This is a genomic window from Isoptericola aurantiacus (assembly GCF_044769875.1).
Lineage (GTDB): Bacteria > Actinomycetota > Actinomycetes > Actinomycetales > Cellulomonadaceae > Isoptericola > Isoptericola aurantiacus.
This window is the reverse complement of the sequence record NZ_JBJBAE010000003.1, coordinates 341,757-361,037: the sequence shown is the minus strand read 5'-3', so window position 1 is coordinate 361,037 and position 19,281 is coordinate 341,757. Positions and strand designations below refer to the sequence as shown.

Genomic DNA, 19,281 nt, shown 5'->3' with positions numbered 1-19,281 from the left:
CGTTGCAAGGGTTTCTTTGCAACATGTTCGGATACGGGTGTGTACCGAACGGGAACCCGCGGCGCGTAGGCTCCGTTGTGCAGCCGTACGACTCCGCCGTCGTGCACTCCCCCTCGACCCCCTGGAGTGAGCGTGTTCCGCCTTGCCCGCTTGTCCCTGGCGAACCGCGCCGTGGTGGCCCTGGCCACGGTCGCGATCTTCGCCTTCGGCGCGCTGAGCCTGACGTCGCTGAAGCAGGAGCTCATCCCGTCCCTCGAGCTCCCCGCCGGCGTCGTCGTCGCGACGTACCCGGGCGCCTCGCCGGAAGTGGTCGAGGAGAGCGTCACCGAACCGCTCGAGGCCGCGGCGCAGACGGTCGACGGCATCGAGTCGCTCAGCTCCACCTCCGCCACCGGCATGTCCACCACCACCGTGGAGTTCACCTACGGCACGGACATGGACGCCGCCACGCAACGGCTCACCACCGCCGTGACCCGCACGCAGTCCCAGCTCCCCGAGGACGTCGAGCCGCAGGTCATCACCGGCTCCCTCGACGACCTCCCGGTCATCCAGCTCGCGGTGGCCGGTGACGGCGACCTCTCCGAGCTGGCCGACGACGTCGACTCGGTGCTCGTCCCGGCGCTCGAGGACGTCGACGATGTCCGGTCCGTGGCCGTCACCGGGGCCGTCGAGGACCAGATCGTCATCGACGTCGACCCCGAGGAGCTCGCCGCCGAGGGCCTGGAGCTCACCCAGGTCACCGACGTCCTCGCCGACTACGGCGTCGTGATCCCGGCCGGCACCATCACCGAGGACAGCGCGACGTACTCCCTGCAGGCCGGCACGCGCCTGGAGAGCACCGACGACCTCGCCGACCTGCCGCTGGTGCCCAGCGCCTCGAGCGCCACGGGCAGCGGGTCCGACGACGGGACCGCGGCGTCGGGCGGGGGCGACGCCGCCACGCTTCCCGAGGGCGGGGCCGCAGCCTCGCCGTCGGGCACCGAGGGTGACGGCGCCGCCGCCGCCGAGGGCGGTGCCGGGACGGGCGCCGACCTGCTGCCGGACGCCAACGCGCCCCCGGCCGTCCCCGACCCCGTGCTGCTCGGCGACGTCGCCGACATCACCGTCACCCCCAGCGAGGCCACCTCCTACTCGCGCCTCGACGGCGAGCCCTCGTTGGGCGTCGCCATCACCAAGACCCCGCAGGGCAACACCGTCGACGTCTCCCACGGCGTCCAGGACGTGCTCGACGACCACGCCGAGGAGCTCGACGAGGTCGGCATCACCACCGCCGTCGTCTTCGACCAGGCGCCGTTCATCGAGGAGTCCATCGAGGGCCTGGCCACCGAGGGCGGGCTCGGCCTGGTCTTCGCGATCGTCATCATCCTGCTGTTCCTGCTGTCCGTGCGCTCGACCCTGGTCTCGGCCGTGTCGATCCCGCTGTCGCTCGCGACCGCGTTCCTGGTCATGGAGACCACCGGCTACACCCTGAACATCCTCACCCTCGCGGCCCTGACGATCTCCATCGGCCGGGTGGTCGACGACGCGATCGTGGTCATCGAGAACATCAAGCGGCACCTGTCCTACGGCGAGGACAAGTCCGAGGCCATCCTCACCGCGGTCCGGGAGGTCGGCGGGGCGATCACCGCCTCGACCGTCGCGACCGTGGCCGTCTTCCTCCCGCTCGGACTCGTGTCCGGCATGACCGGCGAGCTCTTCCGGCCGTTCGCGTTCACCGTCGCGATCGCCATGCTCGCCTCGCTCCTGGTCGCGCTGACCATCGTGCCGGTGCTGGCCTACTGGTTCGTCAAGGCCCCGAAGAGCGCGCAGGGCACCGAGGGCTCGGTCGACGGCGACGACGTGGCGACCCGTGAGGCCGCCGAGGCCAAGGAGCGCCGCGGGCTGTGGCAGCGGGCCTACGTCCCCAGCCTGGCCCTGGCGCTGCGGCACCCGTGGGTCTCGCTCGTCATCGCCGTCGGCATCCTCGCGGGCACGCTCGCGCTGGTGCCGCGGCTCGAGACCAACTTCATCGGCGACTCCGGGCAGGACACCGTCACCGTCACCCAGACCTTCACCGACACGGCCTCGCTCGAGGCGCAGGACGACGCCGCCCGCGAGCTGGGCGACGAGCTGCAGACGGTGCCCGGGGTCGAGACGGTCCAGACCTCCGTCGGATCCGCCGGCGGTCCGGAGGCCGCGTTCTTCGGCGGCGGGGGTGCGCCCACGGCCACGTTCTCCGTCACGCTCGACGAGAACGCCGACGGGGTCGCCGTGCAGGACGACGTCCGCGCGGCGGCCGAGACCTTCGCGGGCCAGGGACCCACCACCGACGTCAGCGTCGCCGGTGGGGACTCCGGGTTCGGGTCCACGACCATCGACCTGGTGGTGCAGGCCGGCAGCGCCGACGACCTGGCCTCGGCCGCGCAGACGGTCCAGGACGCGGTCGCCGACCTCGACGGGGTCGCGGAGATCAGCAACGACCTGTCCTCCGCGCAGACCGTGCTGCAGGTCACCGTGGACCGCGAGGCCGCCGCCGAGGCGGGGCTGACCGAGACCCAGGTGGCCGGCATCGTCTCCGGGACGATGAACCCCCGGCAGACCGTCGGCGAGGTCGACCTGGGCGACGGTCCGCTGGAGGTCGTCGTCGACTCGGGCGACGCCCCGGAGAGCGTCGAGCAGGTCGAGGAGATCGAGATCCCCACGGCCACGGGCCTGGTCCCGCTGACCGACGTGGCGGACGTCGAGGAGGTCCAGACCCCGACGTCGATCAGTCGTATCGACGGCGAGCGCGCCGCCACCGTCTCGATCACCCCCGACGCCCAGGACCTGGGCACGCTCAGCGCCGAGGTCACGACCGCGATCGACGACCTCGACCTGCCCGCCGGGGCCGGCGTCGACGTCGGCGGCGTGGCGGCCGACCAGGAGGAGGCGTTCGCCGACCTCGGCCTGGCGCTGCTCGCGGCGATCGCGATCGTGTACCTGGTCATGGTCGCGACGTTCAAGTCGCTCGTCCAGCCGCTCATCCTGCTCGTCTCGGTGCCGCTGTCCGCGACCGGTGCGCTCATCGCGCTGCTGGTGACGGACACGCCGCTGGGCGTGCCGGCGCTGATCGGCGTCCTGATGCTCATCGGCATCGTGGTCTCCAACGCGATCGTGCTCATCGACCTCATCAACCAGTACCGCCGGCGCGGGCAGACGTTGGACGAGGCGGTGCGCGAGGGTGCTCGCAAGCGCCTGCGGCCCATCGTGATGACGGCCCTGGCGACCATCGGTGCGCTGACGCCGATGGCGTTCGGCCTCACCGGCGGCGGGGCGTTCATCTCCCAGCCGCTCGCGCTGGTGGTCATCGGCGGGCTCATCTCCTCGACGCTGCTGACGCTGCTCGTCGTGCCCGTGCTGTACGTGCTGGTGGAGGGGCGCAAGGACCGCCGGGCCGCTCGCCGGGACCGCCGCGCCGCACGCAAGGGCCGTCGCGCCACGGAGCGCAGGGACCGGGAGGCCGCGGCGCGGGCCGCGTCCCAGGCCTCGGGCTCGACCGCGCGCTGACTGCCGAGCTCGCGCACCGCAGGTCTCCGGGAACCTGTCGGCCGGGTCGTGCGTTGCCTAGGATGATGGCCACGGCCAGCGACCCGGCCCTGCCCGCGCGACGACCCGTCGTCGGGCACCCGGCAGCCGCGACCAGGAGGAGCTCATGAGCAACCCCGTCTTCTCGAACAGCGCCGTCTTCGGCGAGCCGCGGCGCGGCGCCGGCGGCGCCACCACGGCGCCGCCGCAGGGCGGCCGGTACGGCCAGGGCGGTCAGTACGGTGCCCAGGCCGCAGACGCCGCCTCGCTGCAGAACATGTACAACGCGCCGTCGGCCACGCCGGTCGACACCAAGCGCCTCACCTACACCGACGTCATCATGAAGACGACCGGGCTGTTCGCGCTGCTCGTCGTCGTCGGCGCGGTGAGCTGGCAGCTCACCGACACGATGCCGGCGTTGTGGATCATCGGGATGATCGCCGGGCTCGTACTCGGTCTGGTCAACGCCTTCAAGAAGAACCCGAGCCCGGTCCTCATCACCCTCTACACGGTGGCGCAGGGTCTGTTCCTCGGGGGCATCTCCGAATTCTACGAGGCCGCGTACGACGGCATCGTGGGGCAGGCCGTCCTGGCGACGCTGTCGGTGTTCGCGGCGGCGCTGGCGCTGTTCAGCTCCGGCAAGGTGCGGGTGACCCCGAAGTTCACGCGGTTCCTGCTCCTCGGCATGGTCGGCTACCTGCTGTTCTCGCTGGTGAACGTGGTCCTGACCTGGACCGGCGTGCTCGAGGGCTGGGGCATGCGCTCCGGCGGCTGGGGCATCGCGATCGGCATCTTCGCCGTGATCCTGGCCTCGATGTCCCTCATGGTCGACTTCGACGCCATCAAGCGGGGGGTCGAGGGCGGCGTGCCGGCCAAGTTCGCCTGGTCGGCTGCGTTCGGCCTCATGGTCACGCTCATCTGGCTGTACCTGGAGATCCTGCGCCTGCTGGCGATCTTCCGCGAGTGAGCGCCCGCTCCCGCGAGGTAGGCGACGTCCTCGCGAGGTAGCGCTCCACGCCGCGGCGTAGCACTCGCCGCACCGACGTAGCGCTCGCTGCTCCGATGACGGCCGGGCACCTTCACGCGAAGGTGCCCGGCCGTCGTCGTGCCGTCCCCGTCCCGCGAGATAGACAACCCTCCGCCGAGGTAGGCAACGACCCCGCGACGTAGGCGACCCTCCCGCGGGGTAGGCGACCCTCCGGCGGGGTAGGCAACCCCCCGGCCAGGTAGGCGACCCGGTGGCCAGGTAGGCCAACCTTTCGCGAGGAGGTGACCTACCTCAGCGGGAGGTGGCCTACCCGAGCGCGGCCATGCCTACCTGGGCACAGCGGTGCCTACCTCGCGGGGAGATGGTCTACCTGGGAGGGGCGTGGTCTACCTCGCGTCTCCGCGCCCGCCCGCTCGTCCTCGCTGCCCGCGCCCGCGCCCGCGTCCGCGGCCACGGACGCGGGACGACGGCGGTGCTCAGGCCCGGCTGGGCGTCCGGAAGGCCCGGTGGTCGCCCGGCTCCTCCTCGGCGCGGATGACGTGCATGACGGCGTTGATCAGCGCCAGGTGGGTGAACGCCTGCGGGAAGTTGCCGAGGTGCCGGCCCGTGCGCGGGTCGATCTCCTCGGCGTACAGGTTCAGCGAGGACGCGAAGGACAGCAGGCGCTCGCACAGGGTCCGCGCCTGCTCCACCTCGCCGATCTCGCTGAGCGCCGAGACGAGCCAGAACGAGCAGATCGTGAACGTGCCCTCCTCGCCGGACATGCCGTCGTCGGTCTCGTCGGTGCGGTAGCGCAGCACGAGCCCTTCCTCGGTGAGCTCCTCGGCGATCGCCGTCACGGTGGCCCGCACCCGTTCGTCGTCGGGCGGCAGGAACCGCAGCAGCGGGATCAGCAGCAGCGAGGCGTCGAGTGCGTCGTCGCCGTACCGCTGGGTGAACACCCCGCGCTCGTCGATGCCCTTGGAGCAGATGTCGGCGTGGATCTCGTCGGCGAGCTTCTGCCACTGCTCGGCGAAGTCCGGTTCGTCGTACAGCCGCGCCAGGCGTGCCCCGCGGTCGAGCGCCACCCAGCACATGAGCTTGGAGGAGGTGAAGTGCTGCGGCTCGCCGCGCACCTCCCAGATGCCGCGGTCGGGCAGGTGCCAGTGCTTGGCGGCCTCCTCGACCTGCCGCTTGAGCACGGGCCACAGCGCCTCGGGAAGCTGTTCGCGGTTGCGCGTGTGCAGGTACACCGAGTCGAGCACCGCCCCCCAGACGTCGTGCTGACGCTGGTTGTAGGCGGCGTTGCCGACCCGTACGGGCTGGGCGCCCTCGTAGCCCGACAGGTGGGCCAGCTGCGACTCGTCCAGCTGTTCCTCGCCGCCGACGCCGTACATGATCTGCAGCTGCTTGTTGTCGTGGCAGGCGTCCTGGATGAACGCGAAGAAGTCGTTCGCCTCCCGGTCCAGGCCCAGGGTGTACAGGCCCCACAGGGCGAACGTCGAGTCACGGATCCAGGCGTACCGGTAGTCCCAGTTGCGCTCCCCGCCGGGGGTCTCGGGCAGCGACGTCGTCGCTGCGGCGAGCAGCGCGCCGGACGGGGCGTAGGTGAGGCCCTTGAGCGTCAGGGCGGACCGCTGCAGGTAGATGCGCCACGGGTGGTCGGGGAACGAGCCCTGGGTGATCCAGTCGCGCCAGAACTGCTCGGTGCGCCACATCTTCTCGGCTGCCTCCGCGAAGGAGTCGGGGGCCGGCAGCGGTGACCAGGCCAGTGCGACGAAGTGGGTGTCGCCGGCGTCCATGCGGGTGCGGGCCTGGGCGCGGCGCCCCTCGAGGCCGAACCGCAGCGACGCGCTGAGGCGCAGGTCGGGGTTCTCCTCGCCGGTGCGGGCGACCACCGAGGAGTACCCCTCGTCGAGGTACTCCCACTCCGGCTCGTGGCGCCCGTAGTCGGCCATGGGGGAGCAGATGACCTCGAGGTCGACGGTGCCCGACACGCACTTCACGGTCCGCAGCAGGATGTGCTCGGCGTCGTGGTCGGTGGGCGTGCGGCGGTGCGTCTGGGACCGTTCGTCGACGTTGTGCCAGGGGCCCAGCACCATCGCGTCCCGCACGACGAGCCAGCCGGTGGACGTCTGCCAGGTGGTCTCGAGGATCAGCGTGCCCGGGATGTAGCGCCGGGCCACGGGGACGCGCACGGCGTGCGGCCCGACCCGGAAGGTGCCGGCCCCGCGGTCGAGGATCGCGGCGAAGACGCTGGGTGAGTCCGGCCGTGGGGCGCACATCCACTCGACGGCGCCGCTGGGGGCGACGAGCGCGTTGGTCTCGCAGTCGGACAGGAAGGCGTACTCCGCGATCGACGGGAAGGTGCTGCGTCCGTCGGGCCGTGGTGGTGCCGGGGAGTCGAGCGTCATGGGTCCAGACTGCGGTGCTCGGGGCCCGTCACGCCACTTCCGACCGGGGTGGTGTCCGAAGATTCACACAGTTGTGACGTGGGAGCCGTGCGGCGCCGTCGCTGTCAGGGTCCCTCGCTGCCGAGGGTCTCGATGCCGGTGACGAGCATGTCGATCAGCGCGTCGAAGCTGTGGTCGACGTCCTGCGGCAGGCGGAACCCGCCGGCGAGCTCGAGGACGACGTACCCGTGGACGCCGGCGCGCAGGGCGCGGACGGCGTCGATGGTGGCGGTCTCGGAGAGCCGGAAGCCCCGCAGGGCCGCGGCGATGGTGGCCACCACGTCCTGGGCGACCGCGCGGTGCTCGGCGGCCTCCGGGTCCTCGGGGTCCGGCGCCACCTGGGTGGCCTCGTACCGGCCCGGGTGGGCCCGGGCGTGGTCCCGCAGGGCGTGCGCCAGCCCCCGCAGCGCGTCCGGTCCGGAGCGGCCGACGACGGCGCGGGTGATCGTGGCGTCGAGCTCGCGGACGGCGACGACGGCGACGTCCCGACGCAGCGCGCCGAGCGAGCGCACGTGCTTGTACAGGCTCGGCGCCGAGACGCCGGCCCGTGCGGCGACCTGCGCGAGCGAGAGGTTCGTGAACCCGTCCGTCCCGCCGTCGTCGACGATCTCCAGGGCGATCCGGACGACCGCCTCGCGGGAGAGGCCGGCCCTAGGCACGCTGCGGACCGGTGGGCAGGTGGGCGAGGAACTCCCGCACGGACGCCGCGACCTCGTCCGGTGCCTGGTGCTGCGGGTAGTGCCCGGTGTCCGGCACCAGGGTGGCGCGGCCGTCGAGCGCGTCGGCGGCCCAGGCGAGCTCGGCGGCGGGGTCGGCGAAGTCCGGGTCCTGGGCCCCGACGACGACGAGGCTCGGCGCGCGGACCTCGTCCAGGCGCCGCTCGACGACCTCGTGGTCGAGGGAGACGGCGAGGCGACGGAACGCGCGCAGGTGCGCGGGGTCGCGCATCGCGTCGTGGACGGCGGCGACGTGGGTGTCGTGACGTGGCGAGCGGCGTCCCGTGCTGATCCGGGTGTAGTAGCGCGCCCAGAACGCCGCGCCCCAGGGGCGGGCGAGCAGCGCCGCGTAGGCGAGGGGCATGAGGCGGCGTGCGGCGGCCGAGCCCGGCTGGCGCAGGAACGGGGAGATCAGCACGAGCCCGCGGACCAGGTCGGGGCGCTCGGCGGCCGCCCACGTCGCGGCCGAGGCGCCCATCGAGTTGCCCAGGAGCACGGCCGGCCCGGCGTCCAGGTGCTGGACGAGGGCGATCAGGTCGGCCCCGGTGGCGTCGTCGCCGAACGTGGTGAAGGTGGTGTCGGAGTCCCCGTGGCCGCGCAGGTCGCTCACCACGACGCGGTGGCCGGCGTCGAGGAGGGCGGGCACGAGGTCGTCGTAGGTGGCGCGCAGGTCGCCCATGCCGGGGACGGCGACCACGAGCGGGCCGGCCCCGGCGTCGGTGTAGGCGATGCGCCCGTCGGGGCGGTCGAGGAAGTGCAGGGTATCTGGCATAGCCGTAAAGTTACGCTTACTAACTTTGCGGCGCAAGAGGTTCTCCGTCCCGCGTGCCCCGCGATCCCTGCCGAGCGATCTGGGGCCGCCTGTCGATCCTCGGCTGTCCCGTTCGACCTGGGGGTGAGAAGGTCTCGAACGGGGGCCTCCACCGTCACGGGAGATGAGAGAGATGGCCAGGTACATGCTGATCATGCGGGCCTCCGACGAGGCGCAGGAGGCGTTCGACGCCGCCGGGGTCGACTTCGAGGAGATGCTGGCCACGATGGGCCGGTTCAACGAAGAGCTGATCGACGCCGGTGTGCTGGTCGCGATGGACGGACTCGACGACCCGGCGAACGGCGTCGTCGTCGACTACTCCGGTGACGAGCCCGTCGCCACCGACGGGCCGTACGGGGAGACCAAGGAGCTGTTCAACGGCTTCTGGATCCTCGACGTCGCCACCATGGACGACGCCGTCGCCTGGGCCAAGAAGGCCCCGCTCGCCGGTCCGGGCATGAAGGCGGAGATCCGCCGCATCCCCGGGATCGACGAGTTCCCCCAGGACAACGCGTGGGTCCGGCGTGAGCGCGCCTGGCGCGAGCGCACCGGTCAGCTCTGAACTGCCGATCATCACCGGAGAGGAACGGATCATGACCAAGTACATGCTGATCATGCGCGGCACCGACGAGGGGCAGGCGGCCTACGAGGAGATCGACTTCACCGAGGTCATCGCCGCGATGGGTCGCTACAACGAGTCGATGATGGACGCCGGGGTGCTGAGTGCCGGGGAGGGTCTCTCGGACGCCTCGGAGGGGGCCGTCGTGGACTTCTCCGGGGACACCCCGGTGGTCACCGACGGCCCGTACGGGGAGACCAAGGAGCTGTTCAACGGCTTCTGGATCCTCGACGTCGCCTCGAAGGACGAGGCGATCGAGTGGGCCAAGCGGGCGCCGCTCAGCGGCCCGGGAACCAAGCTCGAGGTGCGCCGGGTGCACGGCGAGGACGACTTCCCGGCGGACAACGAGTGGATCCAGAAGGAGAAGCAGTGGCGCCAGGAGCTCGGGACGGAATGAGCGGCGTGCCCGACGGCGGCACCGCGGCGGGCGCTCCGGCGTCCGACGGCGGTACCCCGGACGAGCGGCGCGGCGTCGGGGCCGCCGAGGATCCCGACGCCGCGCGGCGTGCCGTCGAGGCGACGTGGCGGATCGACTCCGCCCGCATCGTCGGCGCGCTCGCCCGGTACACCGGCGATCTCGCTCTGGCCGAGGACGTGGCGTCCGAGGCGCTCGCCGAGGCTCTGGTGGCCTGGCCGCGCGACGGCCGGCCGCGGGACCCCACGGCGTGGCTGCTGACCACCGCACGGCGCCGGGCGATCGACGCGTTCCGCCGTCGTGCCGGGCGTGACGACCGGTATGCCGCGCTGGGCCGCGACCTGGCCGAAGGGCAGGCGCACGCCGGGGTGCCGCCGTCGGACACCGGTGAGGCGGACCTGCTGTGGGACCCGGACCGGATCGAGGACGACCGGCTCGCGCTGATCTTCACCGCCTGCCACCCGGTGCTGTCCAAGGAGGCGCGCGTGGCGCTCACGCTGCGGGTCGTGGCCGGGCTGTCCAGCGACGAGATCGCTCAGGCCTTCCTGGTGACGCGTGCCACGGTCCAGGCCCGCATCACCCGGGCCAAGAGGACGCTCGGCGCCGCGCGGGTCCCGTTCGAGGTGCCGACCGCGGCGGACCGGCCCGAGCGCCTGGGCTCGGTGCTCAACGTGCTGTACGTGATCTTCACCGAGGGGGCCACGGCGTCGTCGGGCAGCGATTGGATGCGCACGGACCTGGCGTCCGAGGCGATCCGCCTGGCGCGCGTGCTGCGGCGGCTGGTGCCGCGCGAGCCCGAGGTTGCCGGTCTTCTCGCCCTGCTGGAGCTCACCGCCGCGCGGTTCCCCGCGCGCACGGGACCGGACGGCGAACCCGTGCTGCTGGCCGACCAGGACCGGCGGCGCTGGGACACGGGCGCGATCCGGAGGGGCCGGGCCGCGCTCGCCCAGGCGGTCGGCGCCGGGCGCGGCCTCGGACCGTACGGGTTGCAGGCCGCGATCGCCGAGCAGCACGCCGTCGCCCGGTCCGTGCAGGACACCGACTGGGAGCGCATCGTCGTGCTGTACGAGGCGCTCGGCCAGGTGGCGCCCTCACCCGTGGTGGAGCTCAACCGGGCGGTGGCGGTGTCCATGGCCGCCGGCCCGGCGGCCGCGCTGGAGATCGTCGACGACCTGGTCGCCCAGGAGGTGCTCTCCGGCACCTACCTGCTGCCGAGCGTGCGCGGCGAGCTGCTGTCCCGGCTCGGACGGCGCGACGAGGCCCGCGCCGAGCTGGAGCTGGCCGCCCGCCTCTGCGGCAACGACCGCGAGCGCGGGGTGCTGGCGGCCAAGGCCGCGGCGCTGCGCTGACCGCTCAGGCCAGGCCCGTGGGCTGCCGCGCACCGGAGCTGCCGGCGCGGCGCGTCCGGCGGGGGAGCGTGGCGACGGCGACGCCGGCCAGGGCGAGCGCCCCGCCGGCCAGCGCCACCGGAGGCGGCACCTCGTCGAGCAGGATCCAGGACAGCAGCACCGTCAGCGGCGGGATGGCGTAGGCGCTCGCGGCGGTCCGCCCGGCGTCCGTGCGCGCCAGGACGTACCCCCAGGTGCTGAACGCGATCGCCGTGGGGAACACGCCCAGGTAGACGACCCCGACGGCAACCGCTGCCGGTGCCGCGGCGAGCTGGGTGACGAGGGCAGGCAGGAACGGCAGTGCGGCGAGGGTCCCGGCGGCGCAGCCGATCCAGGTCATGGTCAGGGCGTCCAGGCCGGGCAGGATTCGCTTCTGCAGCACGGCGGACCCGGCGTACAACAGCGCGGCGACCAGGGCGAGCACCACTCCGGCGGCGTCGAAGCGCCCGTTCGAGGTGGCGAGCGCGATGAGGACGACGCCGGCCAGGGCGACGCCCATCCCCGTCAGCAGGCGACGGGGGAACCCCTCGCCCAGCAGGAGCCCGGCGAGGACGGCGATGAGCACGGGTGCGAGGTTGATCAGCATCGCCGTGGTGCCGGCGTCGAGGTGCTGCTCGGCGGCGTTGAGGGCCACGTTGTAGCCGCCGAACCAGGCGACGCCCCACGCCGCGACCACCGCGAGGGTGCGGCCGCGGGGGAGCCGCCCGACGGGCCGACCGCGGGTGAGGCGCCGGTGGCGCGCGATCCCGACCAGGACCGTGAGGGTGAGCGTCCCGACCGCGACGCGACCGAGCGTGAGCGGCCCGGGGTCGAGGTCGTGGGCGACCGCGCGGATGCCGATGAACGCCGAGGCCCACAGCAGGATCGTCGTGGTCATCGCCGCCACGACGAGCGCGGGGCGGCGCGGGGCCGACGTCGGGGCGGGTGCCGGCGCGGGCTGCTCGCAGGGGACGGGTGCGGTCGTGGTCGTCATGCGGTGATCGTGCCCTGGCGCGACGCATCAGCACCAGTTCACGTTTCTGCTGAAGGATTCAGTGCGACTGTATGATCGACCCCATGCTCGACGTCCACCGCCTGCGCATCTTCCGCTCCGTCGTGGCCAGCGGCTCGGTCGCCGCGGCGGCGAGCAACCTCGGCTACACCCCGTCCGCCGTGAGCCAGCACGTCACCGCGCTGCAGCGGGAGACCGGCCTGACCCTCCTCGAACGCGCCGGCCGGGGCGTGCGGCCCACCGCCGCCGGACTCGAGGTCGCCGCCCAGGCCGACCGGGTCCTGGCGCGGCTCGGCGAGGCCGAGGCCGTCGTCGCCGACCTGCGCTCCGGCCGGACCGGGAGGCTGTCCATCGCCTACTTCGCCTCGGTCGGGGCGGCCTGGCTCCCGCGCGTGGTGCGGCGACTGACCGCCGACTTCCCCGGCGTCCGGCTCGACCTGACGCTCAGCGAGCAGATCGCCGACGACCCCGACGCCCGCCCCGACCTCCAGGTGGCCGTCGCGCAGACGGGGTTCCGCGCCGGGGCGGGGTTCGTGGCGCACCACCTCCTGGACGACCCCTACCGCGCCGTCGTGCCGGCCGACCACCCCCGGGCCGCCGCGGCGGAGGTCGACCTCGCCGACCTCGCGACCGAGCGGTGGATCGACAACGACTTCGCCCGCGGCTGGTGCCGCCGCAACCTGCTCGAGGCGTGCACCGCCGCCGGGTTCAGCCCGAGGTTCGACGTCGAGGCCCACGACTACCCGACGGCGATCGCGATGGTGCGGGCCGGCGTCGGCATCACCGTGCTGCCCGCCCTCGGCGCCGTCGACCTGCCGCCCGGGACGGCCTCCGTCTCCGTCGTCCGCCCCGAGCCCGTCCGGTCGATCTTCGTCGTGGTGCGCGACGCCGTCGCCCGCACGCCCGCCGCCCGGGCCGCCGTCGAGTCCCTGCAGGACGCCGTGGCGGCGGGACGCCCCGGCGCCGGACCGCGCCGCACCCTCCCGACCGCTGGTGTGCCCGCGGCGACGCCGTAGGCTGGTCCGGCACCCGCCGGCGCACCGCCGCCGGCTCCCCGAGCTCTCGTGAGGTACCCCTGTGACCACGCTGCCCACCGCTTCCGGTTCCTACGGCGACAAGCCCGAGATCACCTTCCCCGAGGGGGAGGCCCCCGCCGGCCTGCAGGTGCAGGTCCTGGCCGAGGGCACCGGCCCCGTCGTGGACGCCGGCCGCACCATCGTCGTGAACTACCTCGGCCAGACCTGGGGCGGCGACGTCTTCGACAACTCCTGGGACCGCGGCCAGACCATCGACTTCCCGATCGGCGTCGGCGCCGTCATCGGTGGCTGGGACAAGGGGCTCGTTGGCCGCAACGTCGGTGACCGCGTCCTGCTGTCCATCCCCGCCGAGCACGGCTACGGCCAGCGGGGCGTCCCGCAGGCCGGCATCCCCGGCGGCGCCACCCTCGTGTTCGTCGTGGACGTCGTCGACGTCAAGTGAGCTGAGCCGGATCACCCCGGACGGTCCGCCGCAGCCTGCCCGTCGTCGCCCCCGAGCCCCGCTCGGCGGGCGGCGACGATCGCCTGCGGCCGGTCCGGAACCTGGAGCTTGACCAGCACGTTCGAGACGTGGTTGGCGACCGTCTTGACCGAGACGTCCAGCCGCCGTGCGATCACCGCGTTGGAGAGACCGGACGCCACGAGGTCGAGCACCTCGCGTTCGCGGCCGGTCAGTCCCGGGAACGGCGTCACCGTCGGAACGCTGCCCGGTGCCGCGCGGAACATCCCACCCAGCCGCCGGGCCACCTGCGATCCGAGCAGGAGGTCCCCGCGCCCCGCCGCGTGCACCGCCCGCAGGACCTCCTCGGAGTCGGCGCCCTTGAGGACGTAGCCTCCGGCGCCGGCGCGCATCGCGGCGAACAGGGCGTCGTCGTCCTCCACCATGGTCAGCATCACCACGGCGACGTCCGCATGTGCGGCCGTGATCCGCTGCGTCGCGTCGATCCCGCTGGTCCCGGGCATCCGGATGTCCATGAGGACGACGTCCGGGCGCACCCTGGTGACGAGTCCGACCGCGTCCTCGCCGGAGCCGGCCGTTCCCACCACCACCGTTCCGGCCGCCCGGTCCAGCAGCGCGGCCAGGCCCTCGCGGAAGATCTCGTGGTCGTCCACCACGACCACCCGCAGGTCAGCGTCCTCGGACATCGTCCTCCTCGTCGTCCGGTGCGCCCGCCGGACGCAACGGTAGCCGGGCGACCACCTCCAGGCCGTCGGGCTGCGTGATCTCCAGCCTGCCGCCCAGCTCCTCGGCCCGCTCGCGCATGCTCGTCAGACCTACTCCCGGACGACCGCTCGTCGCCCGGGAGGCCACGCCGTGCCCGTCGTCGTGCACCGAGATCCGCAGATGCCCGCCCGATGCCCGCAGCGACACCTGGCACGCCCCGGCCGAGGCATGCCGGGCGGCGTTGGTCACCGCCTCACGGACGATGTGGAACGCTGCAGCCTCGACCGCTGCGGGCAGTGCCGGCAGCGGCACGGGATCGACCTGGACCTCGACGTCCAGCCGTCCACCCGCCAGCAGCGCCGCGTGGGATCGCAGGGCGTCGGCAAGACCGAGCTCGTCCAGTGCGCGAGGACGGAGCTCGTCGACGACCTGGCGCACCTGCCCGACGAGCTCGCGGTTGCGTTCCTTCACGGCGGTCACGACCAGCGCAGCCCGCTCGGGGTCGCGTGGCAGCAGGGCCAGCGCCTCGTCGAGCTGGAACGTCTGGGCGGCCAGGGACGGTCCGAGCCCGTCGTGCAGGTCCCGGCGGATCCGGCGCCGCTCCTCCTCACGAGCCACCACCAGGCGCTCGCGGGAGTCGCGCAGCGCGGTCGTCAGGCGGGCCGATCGGACCACCGCGGCGATCGGTCCCGCCACGCTCTCCAGCAGGGCGAGGTCGGCGGGCGTCAGGTCCTCCCCGGGCCGCCGTGGAGCGACGACGAGGTGCCCGACCAGCTCCCCGGCGTCGCGCAGGGCAACGTCCGCGGCCGTCTCGTCCAGGGCGCCGTGGTGTGCCAGCACCTCGGTCCGGCCGGGGTGGGTGGCCTCGACGGCCGCCCCTGCCAGGTGCAGCGACTCGCTGACGGTACGCACGATCGTGGCCAAGGTCTGCTCGGACGTGCCGGCATCGGCCAGGTGGCGCCCGAGCCGGCTGAGCACCGCGACCGGGTCGTCCCGTTGCCCGTACAGCATGCGGGTGACGACGGCCTGCAGACGCCGTCGGGCGGGCTCCACCAGGACGGCCACCACGACGGCGGCCAGCAGGGCGGCGGCGGGGAGGCGGTCCGGGGCGAGCGTCGCGGCCAGGGCGACCACGCCGGCGTACACGATCAGCAGCAGCGCGGTGAGCAGGCCGTAGACGGCGGTGCGCCGTAGGCCGCGGGGGACGTCGTGCAACCGGTAGCGCAGCACGGCTGCGCCCCAGAGGAGCGCCAGAGCGATCGCGGCCGTGGCCGCCGCCGCGTGCAGCACGGCGGACAACCCGAGACCGACGCCGAGCGTGGCGCCGACGGCATCGGCCGCCTCCGCCGTGGCGGTCAGGACCAGCACGACGCCGAATGCGACCGCGACGGTCGCGATCTGGCGTCGCAGCGTCGTCCCGGTCGCCCGGCGCCACCGGGTGACGAGGCTGCCGACGGCCACGACCACCGAGGCCACGACGAGGACCAGCCAGACCGGCCCCAGCAGTGCCGCCAGGACGTCGTCAGGAACCTCGAGCACACCGAGGGGGTTGGGCGGCGGGTCGGCCGCCTCGAAGAACACGTTCTGCGCCGGGCGCTCGACGAGGGCGAACCATGCCACGTACAGCACCCAGCCGGCGGCTGTGACGACGACGGCACGGCCCCGGCCCGGCGAGGCCGCCGACCCGTCGGGGAACAGTGCGGGCAGCAGCAGCGCCACCAGCAGGAACGTCACGGGGAAGAGGTCCTGCGTCCAGACGGCGGCCGCAGCGCCCGGCAGGTCGTCCGCCGTCGCCACCGGCGCGAGGACCGCGGCGCAGCGCAGCACCACCGTCGTCGTCCCGGCGGCGAGCATGAGCCAGCCGTAGCGGACCGGGTCGCCGCGCAGGACCACCAGCGTGCCCAGCACGGCCAGGGTCAGGGCGAACAGGTCTCCCGCGACGCCGCCCAGGTCGGTGCCGCCGGTCGTCAGGGCGACCCCGCCCGCGGTGGCCGCCGCGACGACGGCTACGGCAAGCAGCCCGACCGCGCCGGCCCGGGAGGGTACCGACGGGCGGTCGATGGAACGTCGGTCCTGCGTCATCGCTGTCTCCGGCCGGTGACGTCCCACTTTATGCCGGTGTCGACCCTGGCGCTCCCGATGCTCGCCCGCCACCGCCGCCGGGCCCGAGTTGGCCGCGCCGGACGCCGGATGCCGCGCGGCCGGTCAGCGCGGCGAAGGCCGCCGCCCAGAGGAGGGCGAGCACCGCCGTCGTCGTGCCGAGCGCGGAGGCTGACCCGGGGAAGGTCAGCGAGTGCACGGCCACGACGGCTGTCGCGCCGACGGCGATCCCGGCCGGTAGGCCGCGGCCGTCGGTCCGGGAGGCCCCGAGGAGCGCGGCGGCACCCAGGACGACGCCGAGCACCGCCACGGCCGCGCGGTGCTGGGAGTGCGGCCCGTCCGCACCGGCCTCCACCTGCCCGACCAGGGCGGCGACGGCCACAGCGGCCCATCCCGCTGCCCCCGCCAGCGCGAGCACGAGCGGGCCGCGGTCGAACGGGCCCACCGTGAGCACGTCCCGAGCCCGCGGGTGCAGTGCGGCGAGCAGCAGGACCGGCAGGAGGACGGCGCACTCCTCGAGCAGTGCGGGTCCGAGGTCGCCGGTGCTGCCGAACACCACGAACGAGCCGACCGCCACCACGCAGAGGAGCTGCATCGAGGCGACGCGTCGCTCCGGCCGACGCCACTGGGCGTAGGCGGGCAGCAGCGTCGCCCACCCCAGGAGGCCGGCGGCGAGGTAGTGCAGACGCTCGCCACCCAGATCCACGTCGTCGCCCGTGATCACGGTGACGGTGGATTCGGGCAGCCACATCAGCACGACCTCCGTCAGGGCGAAGACCACGACGGCGGTGAGCCAGAGGGCGACGACGACCGACACGACACGGAACGCACGCCGTCTCCGGGCGTGACGAGCGGTCGGTGCCGGTGCGGTGGTGGTGTGCATGGCGGGCCTTCCTCTCCGAGGGACGGTGCGAACCTACCCAGCGGGAGTTCCCGGGAGCACGGGGGCAGATTCCCGGCGGGCCGGGAGATCTGGTCAGGCCTTGCGCGAGCGCGTCACCGTGAAGCGCGGGTCCTGGGCGACGTGCTCGGTGGGGCCGACGGCACGGTTCAGCGACCCGCGGAAGCGCAGCCGCGTGTTGTACACGCACCACAGCTCCCCGCCGGGCCGCAGGATCCGGCCGGCCGCGGCGAACATGCGGTGCGCGGCATCGGTGCTCACGGCCGCCCGGTCGTGGAACGGCGGGTTCAGGAGCACGACGTCGGCGCTCGCGTCCGGCAGCCCGGCGGCGGCGTCGCTGCGGTCCAGACCGGCGGTGGCACCGTTCGCCGCCAGGGTCGCTCGCGTCGAGGCCACCGCGGCCGCCGACCTGTCGGTCGCCACGACGTGCGCCTCGGGGTACCTCAGCGCCAGGACGGTCGCCACGAGTCCCGAGCCGCAGCCGAGGTCGACGGCGTCACGCACCCGCTCGGCGCCGGGCCAGCGGGCCGCCGTGCTCAGCAGGAACCGGCTCCCGTGGTCCAGCGCCGCGCCCGCGAACACCGCCCCGTGCGCGACGACGTCGACGTGCCCGGGCGCTTCTCCTCCCGACGTCGGGGTGGCGGCGGCGAGCAGCTCGGCGTCGGTGAGGCGTGCGCGGACCGGGTGCAGGGGGTCGGCGGTGCGTGCCTCGGGCCGCGGGGACGAGGCCACCAGCGCGCGGGACTTGCTCCGCGCCAGGGTGGCGTGCACCGCGGTGAAGCGGTCGCCGAGCACGTCGTTCATCGCGCGCGTCATGTGCTTGACGCGCCCCCCGGCGAGCAGCGTGACGTCGTCGGACGCGTACCGCGCCACGGCCTCGGCGATCTCGGTCAGCTCGGCCAGCCCCTTGGGGAGCTGCAGCAGGACCAGCCGGGCGCCGTCCAGCAGGGCGGGGTCCAGGGCGCCGGAGGTGGTGATCCGGTCGGCGTCCTGCGGGCCGCCGAGCGCCCGCGCGGCGTTGTGCGCGACCGCTGCCTCGGCGTCGACGGCGTCGGTGTGGCTGCGCACGCGCTCGGCGCCGAGGGTGAGCGCGCCCACGGACAGCGCGCCGAACCGGTCGCCGAGGACGACGACGCCGGCCGGCCCGGCGCCCGGGACCAGGGCCGCCGCCTCGGCCAGCAGCAGCCGGTCGGTGGCGTCGACGGCGACCGGTGCGTCGGCGCGGGTGCCGTCGTCGGGCCAGGGCAGGAGCCGGTCGAGCACGGCGGTCAGCGACGGCGGCAGGGCAGCGGGGGAGGTCACCCCCCGACCGTAGTCTGGGCGCATGACCGAAGCCACGTCGTCCGAGGCCCGTGTGACCATCACCTACTGCACGCAGTGCCGCTGGCTGATGCGGGCGGCGTGGGTGGCCCAGGAGCTGCTGCAGACCTTCCGCACCCGGATCGGCGAGGTGGCGCTGGTGCCGGGCACGGGCGGGGTGTTCCGCGTCGAGCTGGTCCGGGCCCCGGGTGAGGAGCCGGTGCTGCTGTGGGACCGCAAGGCCGAGGGCGGCTTCCCGGAGATCCCGCCGCTGAAGATCGCGGTCCGCGACGCCGTGGCACCGGACCTCGCGCTGGGGCACACCGACCGGGTCGCGTCCGGCGAGTAGCTTCGTTCGGCACTCGCGGTTTCGATCGGCACTCCGGAGCTGCCGAGCGAAGCCGCGAGTGCCGAACGAGATCAGTGCGCCTCGCGCTCCTCCGCGATCCGCTCCTCCTCGGCGCGCACCTTGGCGGCCGTCTCGCGCTCGCGGACGAGCCACTCGGGCGGGTCCTCGCGCAGCTCCTCGATCTGCTCGGTGGTCAGCGGCTCCGTGACCCCGCCGCGGGCCAGGCCGCCGATGGAGATGCCGAGCCGCCCGGCCACGACGGGCCGGGGGTGCGGGCCGTGGCGCCGCAGGTCGGAGAGCCACTGCGGAGGGTTCTCCTCGAGCGCGGTGAGCTCCGCGCGCGTGATGCCGTGCGCCTGGAACTCCGCCGGCGTGGCCGGCAGGTGCACCCCGAGCTTCTTCGCGGCGTTCATGGGCTTGAGGACCTGCTGGGAGAAGGGGGTTCCGGCCATGGGCCCAGCCTAGACGTGCCCCGACGCCGCCGCCGTCCTGCGGGCGGTCGCCGCGCCGTCGGCGGGCCGGGTGCG

17 protein-coding genes are annotated in these 19,281 nt (G+C 73.9%); 8 read left to right on the top strand and 9 right to left on the bottom strand.

Translation table 11 applies throughout. From position 1 onward, the window contains the following. Positions 1-132 precede the first annotated feature (132 nt). A complete protein-coding gene (locus tag ACIQLL_RS11560) occupies positions 133-3,525 on the top strand; it encodes an efflux RND transporter permease subunit (protein ID WP_402466985.1) in 3,393 nt (1,130 codons plus the stop codon). Between the two features lie 145 nt (positions 3,526-3,670). After that, complete coding sequence (locus ACIQLL_RS11555) at positions 3,671-4,510, top strand: Bax inhibitor-1/YccA family protein (protein WP_402466982.1); 840 nt, start codon at positions 3,671-3,673, stop codon at positions 4,508-4,510. A gap of 497 nt (positions 4,511-5,007) precedes the next feature. Here the strand turns inward: ACIQLL_RS11555 and ACIQLL_RS11550 are convergent, their stop codons facing one another. From ACIQLL_RS11550 to ACIQLL_RS11540, 3 genes are all read right to left on the bottom strand, one after another. After that, positions 5,008-6,924, bottom strand: coding sequence for a glycoside hydrolase family 15 protein (locus ACIQLL_RS11550; protein WP_402466979.1), 1,917 nt, complete (start codon positions 6,922-6,924; stop codon positions 5,008-5,010). A 104-nt stretch (positions 6,925-7,028) separates the two neighbouring features. Then, positions 7,029-7,622, bottom strand: a complete 594-nt coding sequence (locus tag ACIQLL_RS11545) for a TetR/AcrR family transcriptional regulator (RefSeq protein WP_402466977.1) — start codon at positions 7,620-7,622, stop codon at positions 7,029-7,031. Continuing rightward, positions 7,615-8,451 carry an alpha/beta fold hydrolase gene (locus tag ACIQLL_RS11540; RefSeq protein WP_402466974.1) on the bottom strand — a complete coding sequence of 279 codons (837 nt, stop codon included), beginning with the start codon at positions 8,449-8,451 and terminating at the stop codon, positions 7,615-7,617. Before ACIQLL_RS11540 ends, ACIQLL_RS11545 begins: the two co-directional genes overlap by 8 nt. Positions 8,452-8,623: 172 nt before the next feature. Between ACIQLL_RS11540 and ACIQLL_RS11535 the strand changes: the two genes are divergently transcribed. Genes ACIQLL_RS11535 through ACIQLL_RS11525 form a run of 3 tightly spaced genes read left to right on the top strand, consistent with a single transcriptional unit; the run spans position 8,624 to position 10,873 of the window. Then, positions 8,624-9,052, top strand: coding sequence for a YciI family protein (locus ACIQLL_RS11535; protein ID WP_402466972.1), 429 nt, complete (start codon positions 8,624-8,626; stop codon positions 9,050-9,052). A gap of 31 nt (positions 9,053-9,083) precedes the next feature. Beyond that, positions 9,084-9,506 (top strand): YciI family protein, encoded by a 423-nt coding sequence (locus ACIQLL_RS11530; RefSeq protein WP_402466970.1) that lies wholly within the window; start codon positions 9,084-9,086, stop codon positions 9,504-9,506. Next, a complete protein-coding gene (locus ACIQLL_RS11525; RefSeq protein WP_402466968.1) occupies positions 9,503-10,873 on the top strand; it encodes an RNA polymerase sigma factor in 1,371 nt (456 codons plus the stop codon). The genes ACIQLL_RS11530 and ACIQLL_RS11525 overlap by 4 nt, the downstream gene beginning before the upstream one ends. A 4-nt stretch (positions 10,874-10,877) precedes the next feature. On the opposite strand, the gene ACIQLL_RS11520 is transcribed toward ACIQLL_RS11525, so the two are convergent. Then, positions 10,878-11,885, bottom strand: a complete 1,008-nt coding sequence (locus ACIQLL_RS11520) for a DMT family transporter (RefSeq protein ID WP_402466965.1) — start codon at positions 11,883-11,885, stop codon at positions 10,878-10,880. Positions 11,886-11,968: 83 nt separating this feature from the next. On the opposite strand from ACIQLL_RS11520, the gene ACIQLL_RS11515 reads away from it, so the two are divergent. Together ACIQLL_RS11515 and ACIQLL_RS11510 are read left to right on the top strand one after the other, a co-directional pair. Then, on the top strand, positions 11,969-12,919 hold the full coding sequence (locus tag ACIQLL_RS11515; protein ID WP_402466963.1) for a LysR substrate-binding domain-containing protein: 951 nt from the start codon (positions 11,969-11,971) through the stop codon (positions 12,917-12,919). Positions 12,920-12,980: 61 nt separating this feature from the next. After that, positions 12,981-13,382 carry an FKBP-type peptidyl-prolyl cis-trans isomerase gene (locus ACIQLL_RS11510; protein WP_402466961.1) on the top strand — a complete coding sequence of 134 codons (402 nt, stop codon included), beginning with the start codon at positions 12,981-12,983 and terminating at the stop codon, positions 13,380-13,382. 11 nt (positions 13,383-13,393) lie between these two features. On the opposite strand, the gene ACIQLL_RS11505 is transcribed toward ACIQLL_RS11510, so the two are convergent. The 4 genes from ACIQLL_RS11505 to ACIQLL_RS11490 form a co-directional block, all read right to left on the bottom strand. After that, complete coding sequence (locus ACIQLL_RS11505) at positions 13,394-14,086, bottom strand: response regulator (protein WP_402466959.1); 693 nt, start codon at positions 14,084-14,086, stop codon at positions 13,394-13,396. Beyond that, positions 14,070-16,187, bottom strand: a complete 2,118-nt coding sequence (locus ACIQLL_RS11500) for a sensor histidine kinase (protein ID WP_402466956.1) — start codon at positions 16,185-16,187, stop codon at positions 14,070-14,072. The genes ACIQLL_RS11505 and ACIQLL_RS11500 overlap by 17 nt, the downstream gene beginning before the upstream one ends. Positions 16,188-16,215: 28 nt before the next feature. Then, the gene (locus tag ACIQLL_RS11495) at positions 16,216-17,088 is read right to left on the bottom strand and encodes a hypothetical protein (RefSeq protein ID WP_402466954.1); all 873 of its coding nucleotides are present in this window, start codon (positions 17,086-17,088) and stop codon (positions 16,216-16,218) included. Positions 17,089-17,181: 93 nt separating this feature from the next. Next, positions 17,182-18,408, bottom strand: coding sequence for a class I SAM-dependent methyltransferase (locus ACIQLL_RS11490; protein ID WP_402466953.1), 1,227 nt, complete (start codon positions 18,406-18,408; stop codon positions 17,182-17,184). A 22-nt stretch (positions 18,409-18,430) separates the two neighbouring features. On the opposite strand from ACIQLL_RS11490, the gene ACIQLL_RS11485 reads away from it, so the two are divergent. Beyond that, positions 18,431-18,754 (top strand): SelT/SelW/SelH family protein, encoded by a 324-nt coding sequence (locus ACIQLL_RS11485; RefSeq protein WP_402466951.1) that lies wholly within the window; start codon positions 18,431-18,433, stop codon positions 18,752-18,754. Positions 18,755-18,825: 71 nt separating this feature from the next. On the opposite strand, the gene ACIQLL_RS11480 is transcribed toward ACIQLL_RS11485, so the two are convergent. After that, positions 18,826-19,206 carry a DUF5997 family protein gene (locus tag ACIQLL_RS11480; RefSeq protein WP_402466949.1) on the bottom strand — a complete coding sequence of 127 codons (381 nt, stop codon included), beginning with the start codon at positions 19,204-19,206 and terminating at the stop codon, positions 18,826-18,828. Between the last annotated feature and the right edge of the window lie 75 nt (positions 19,207-19,281).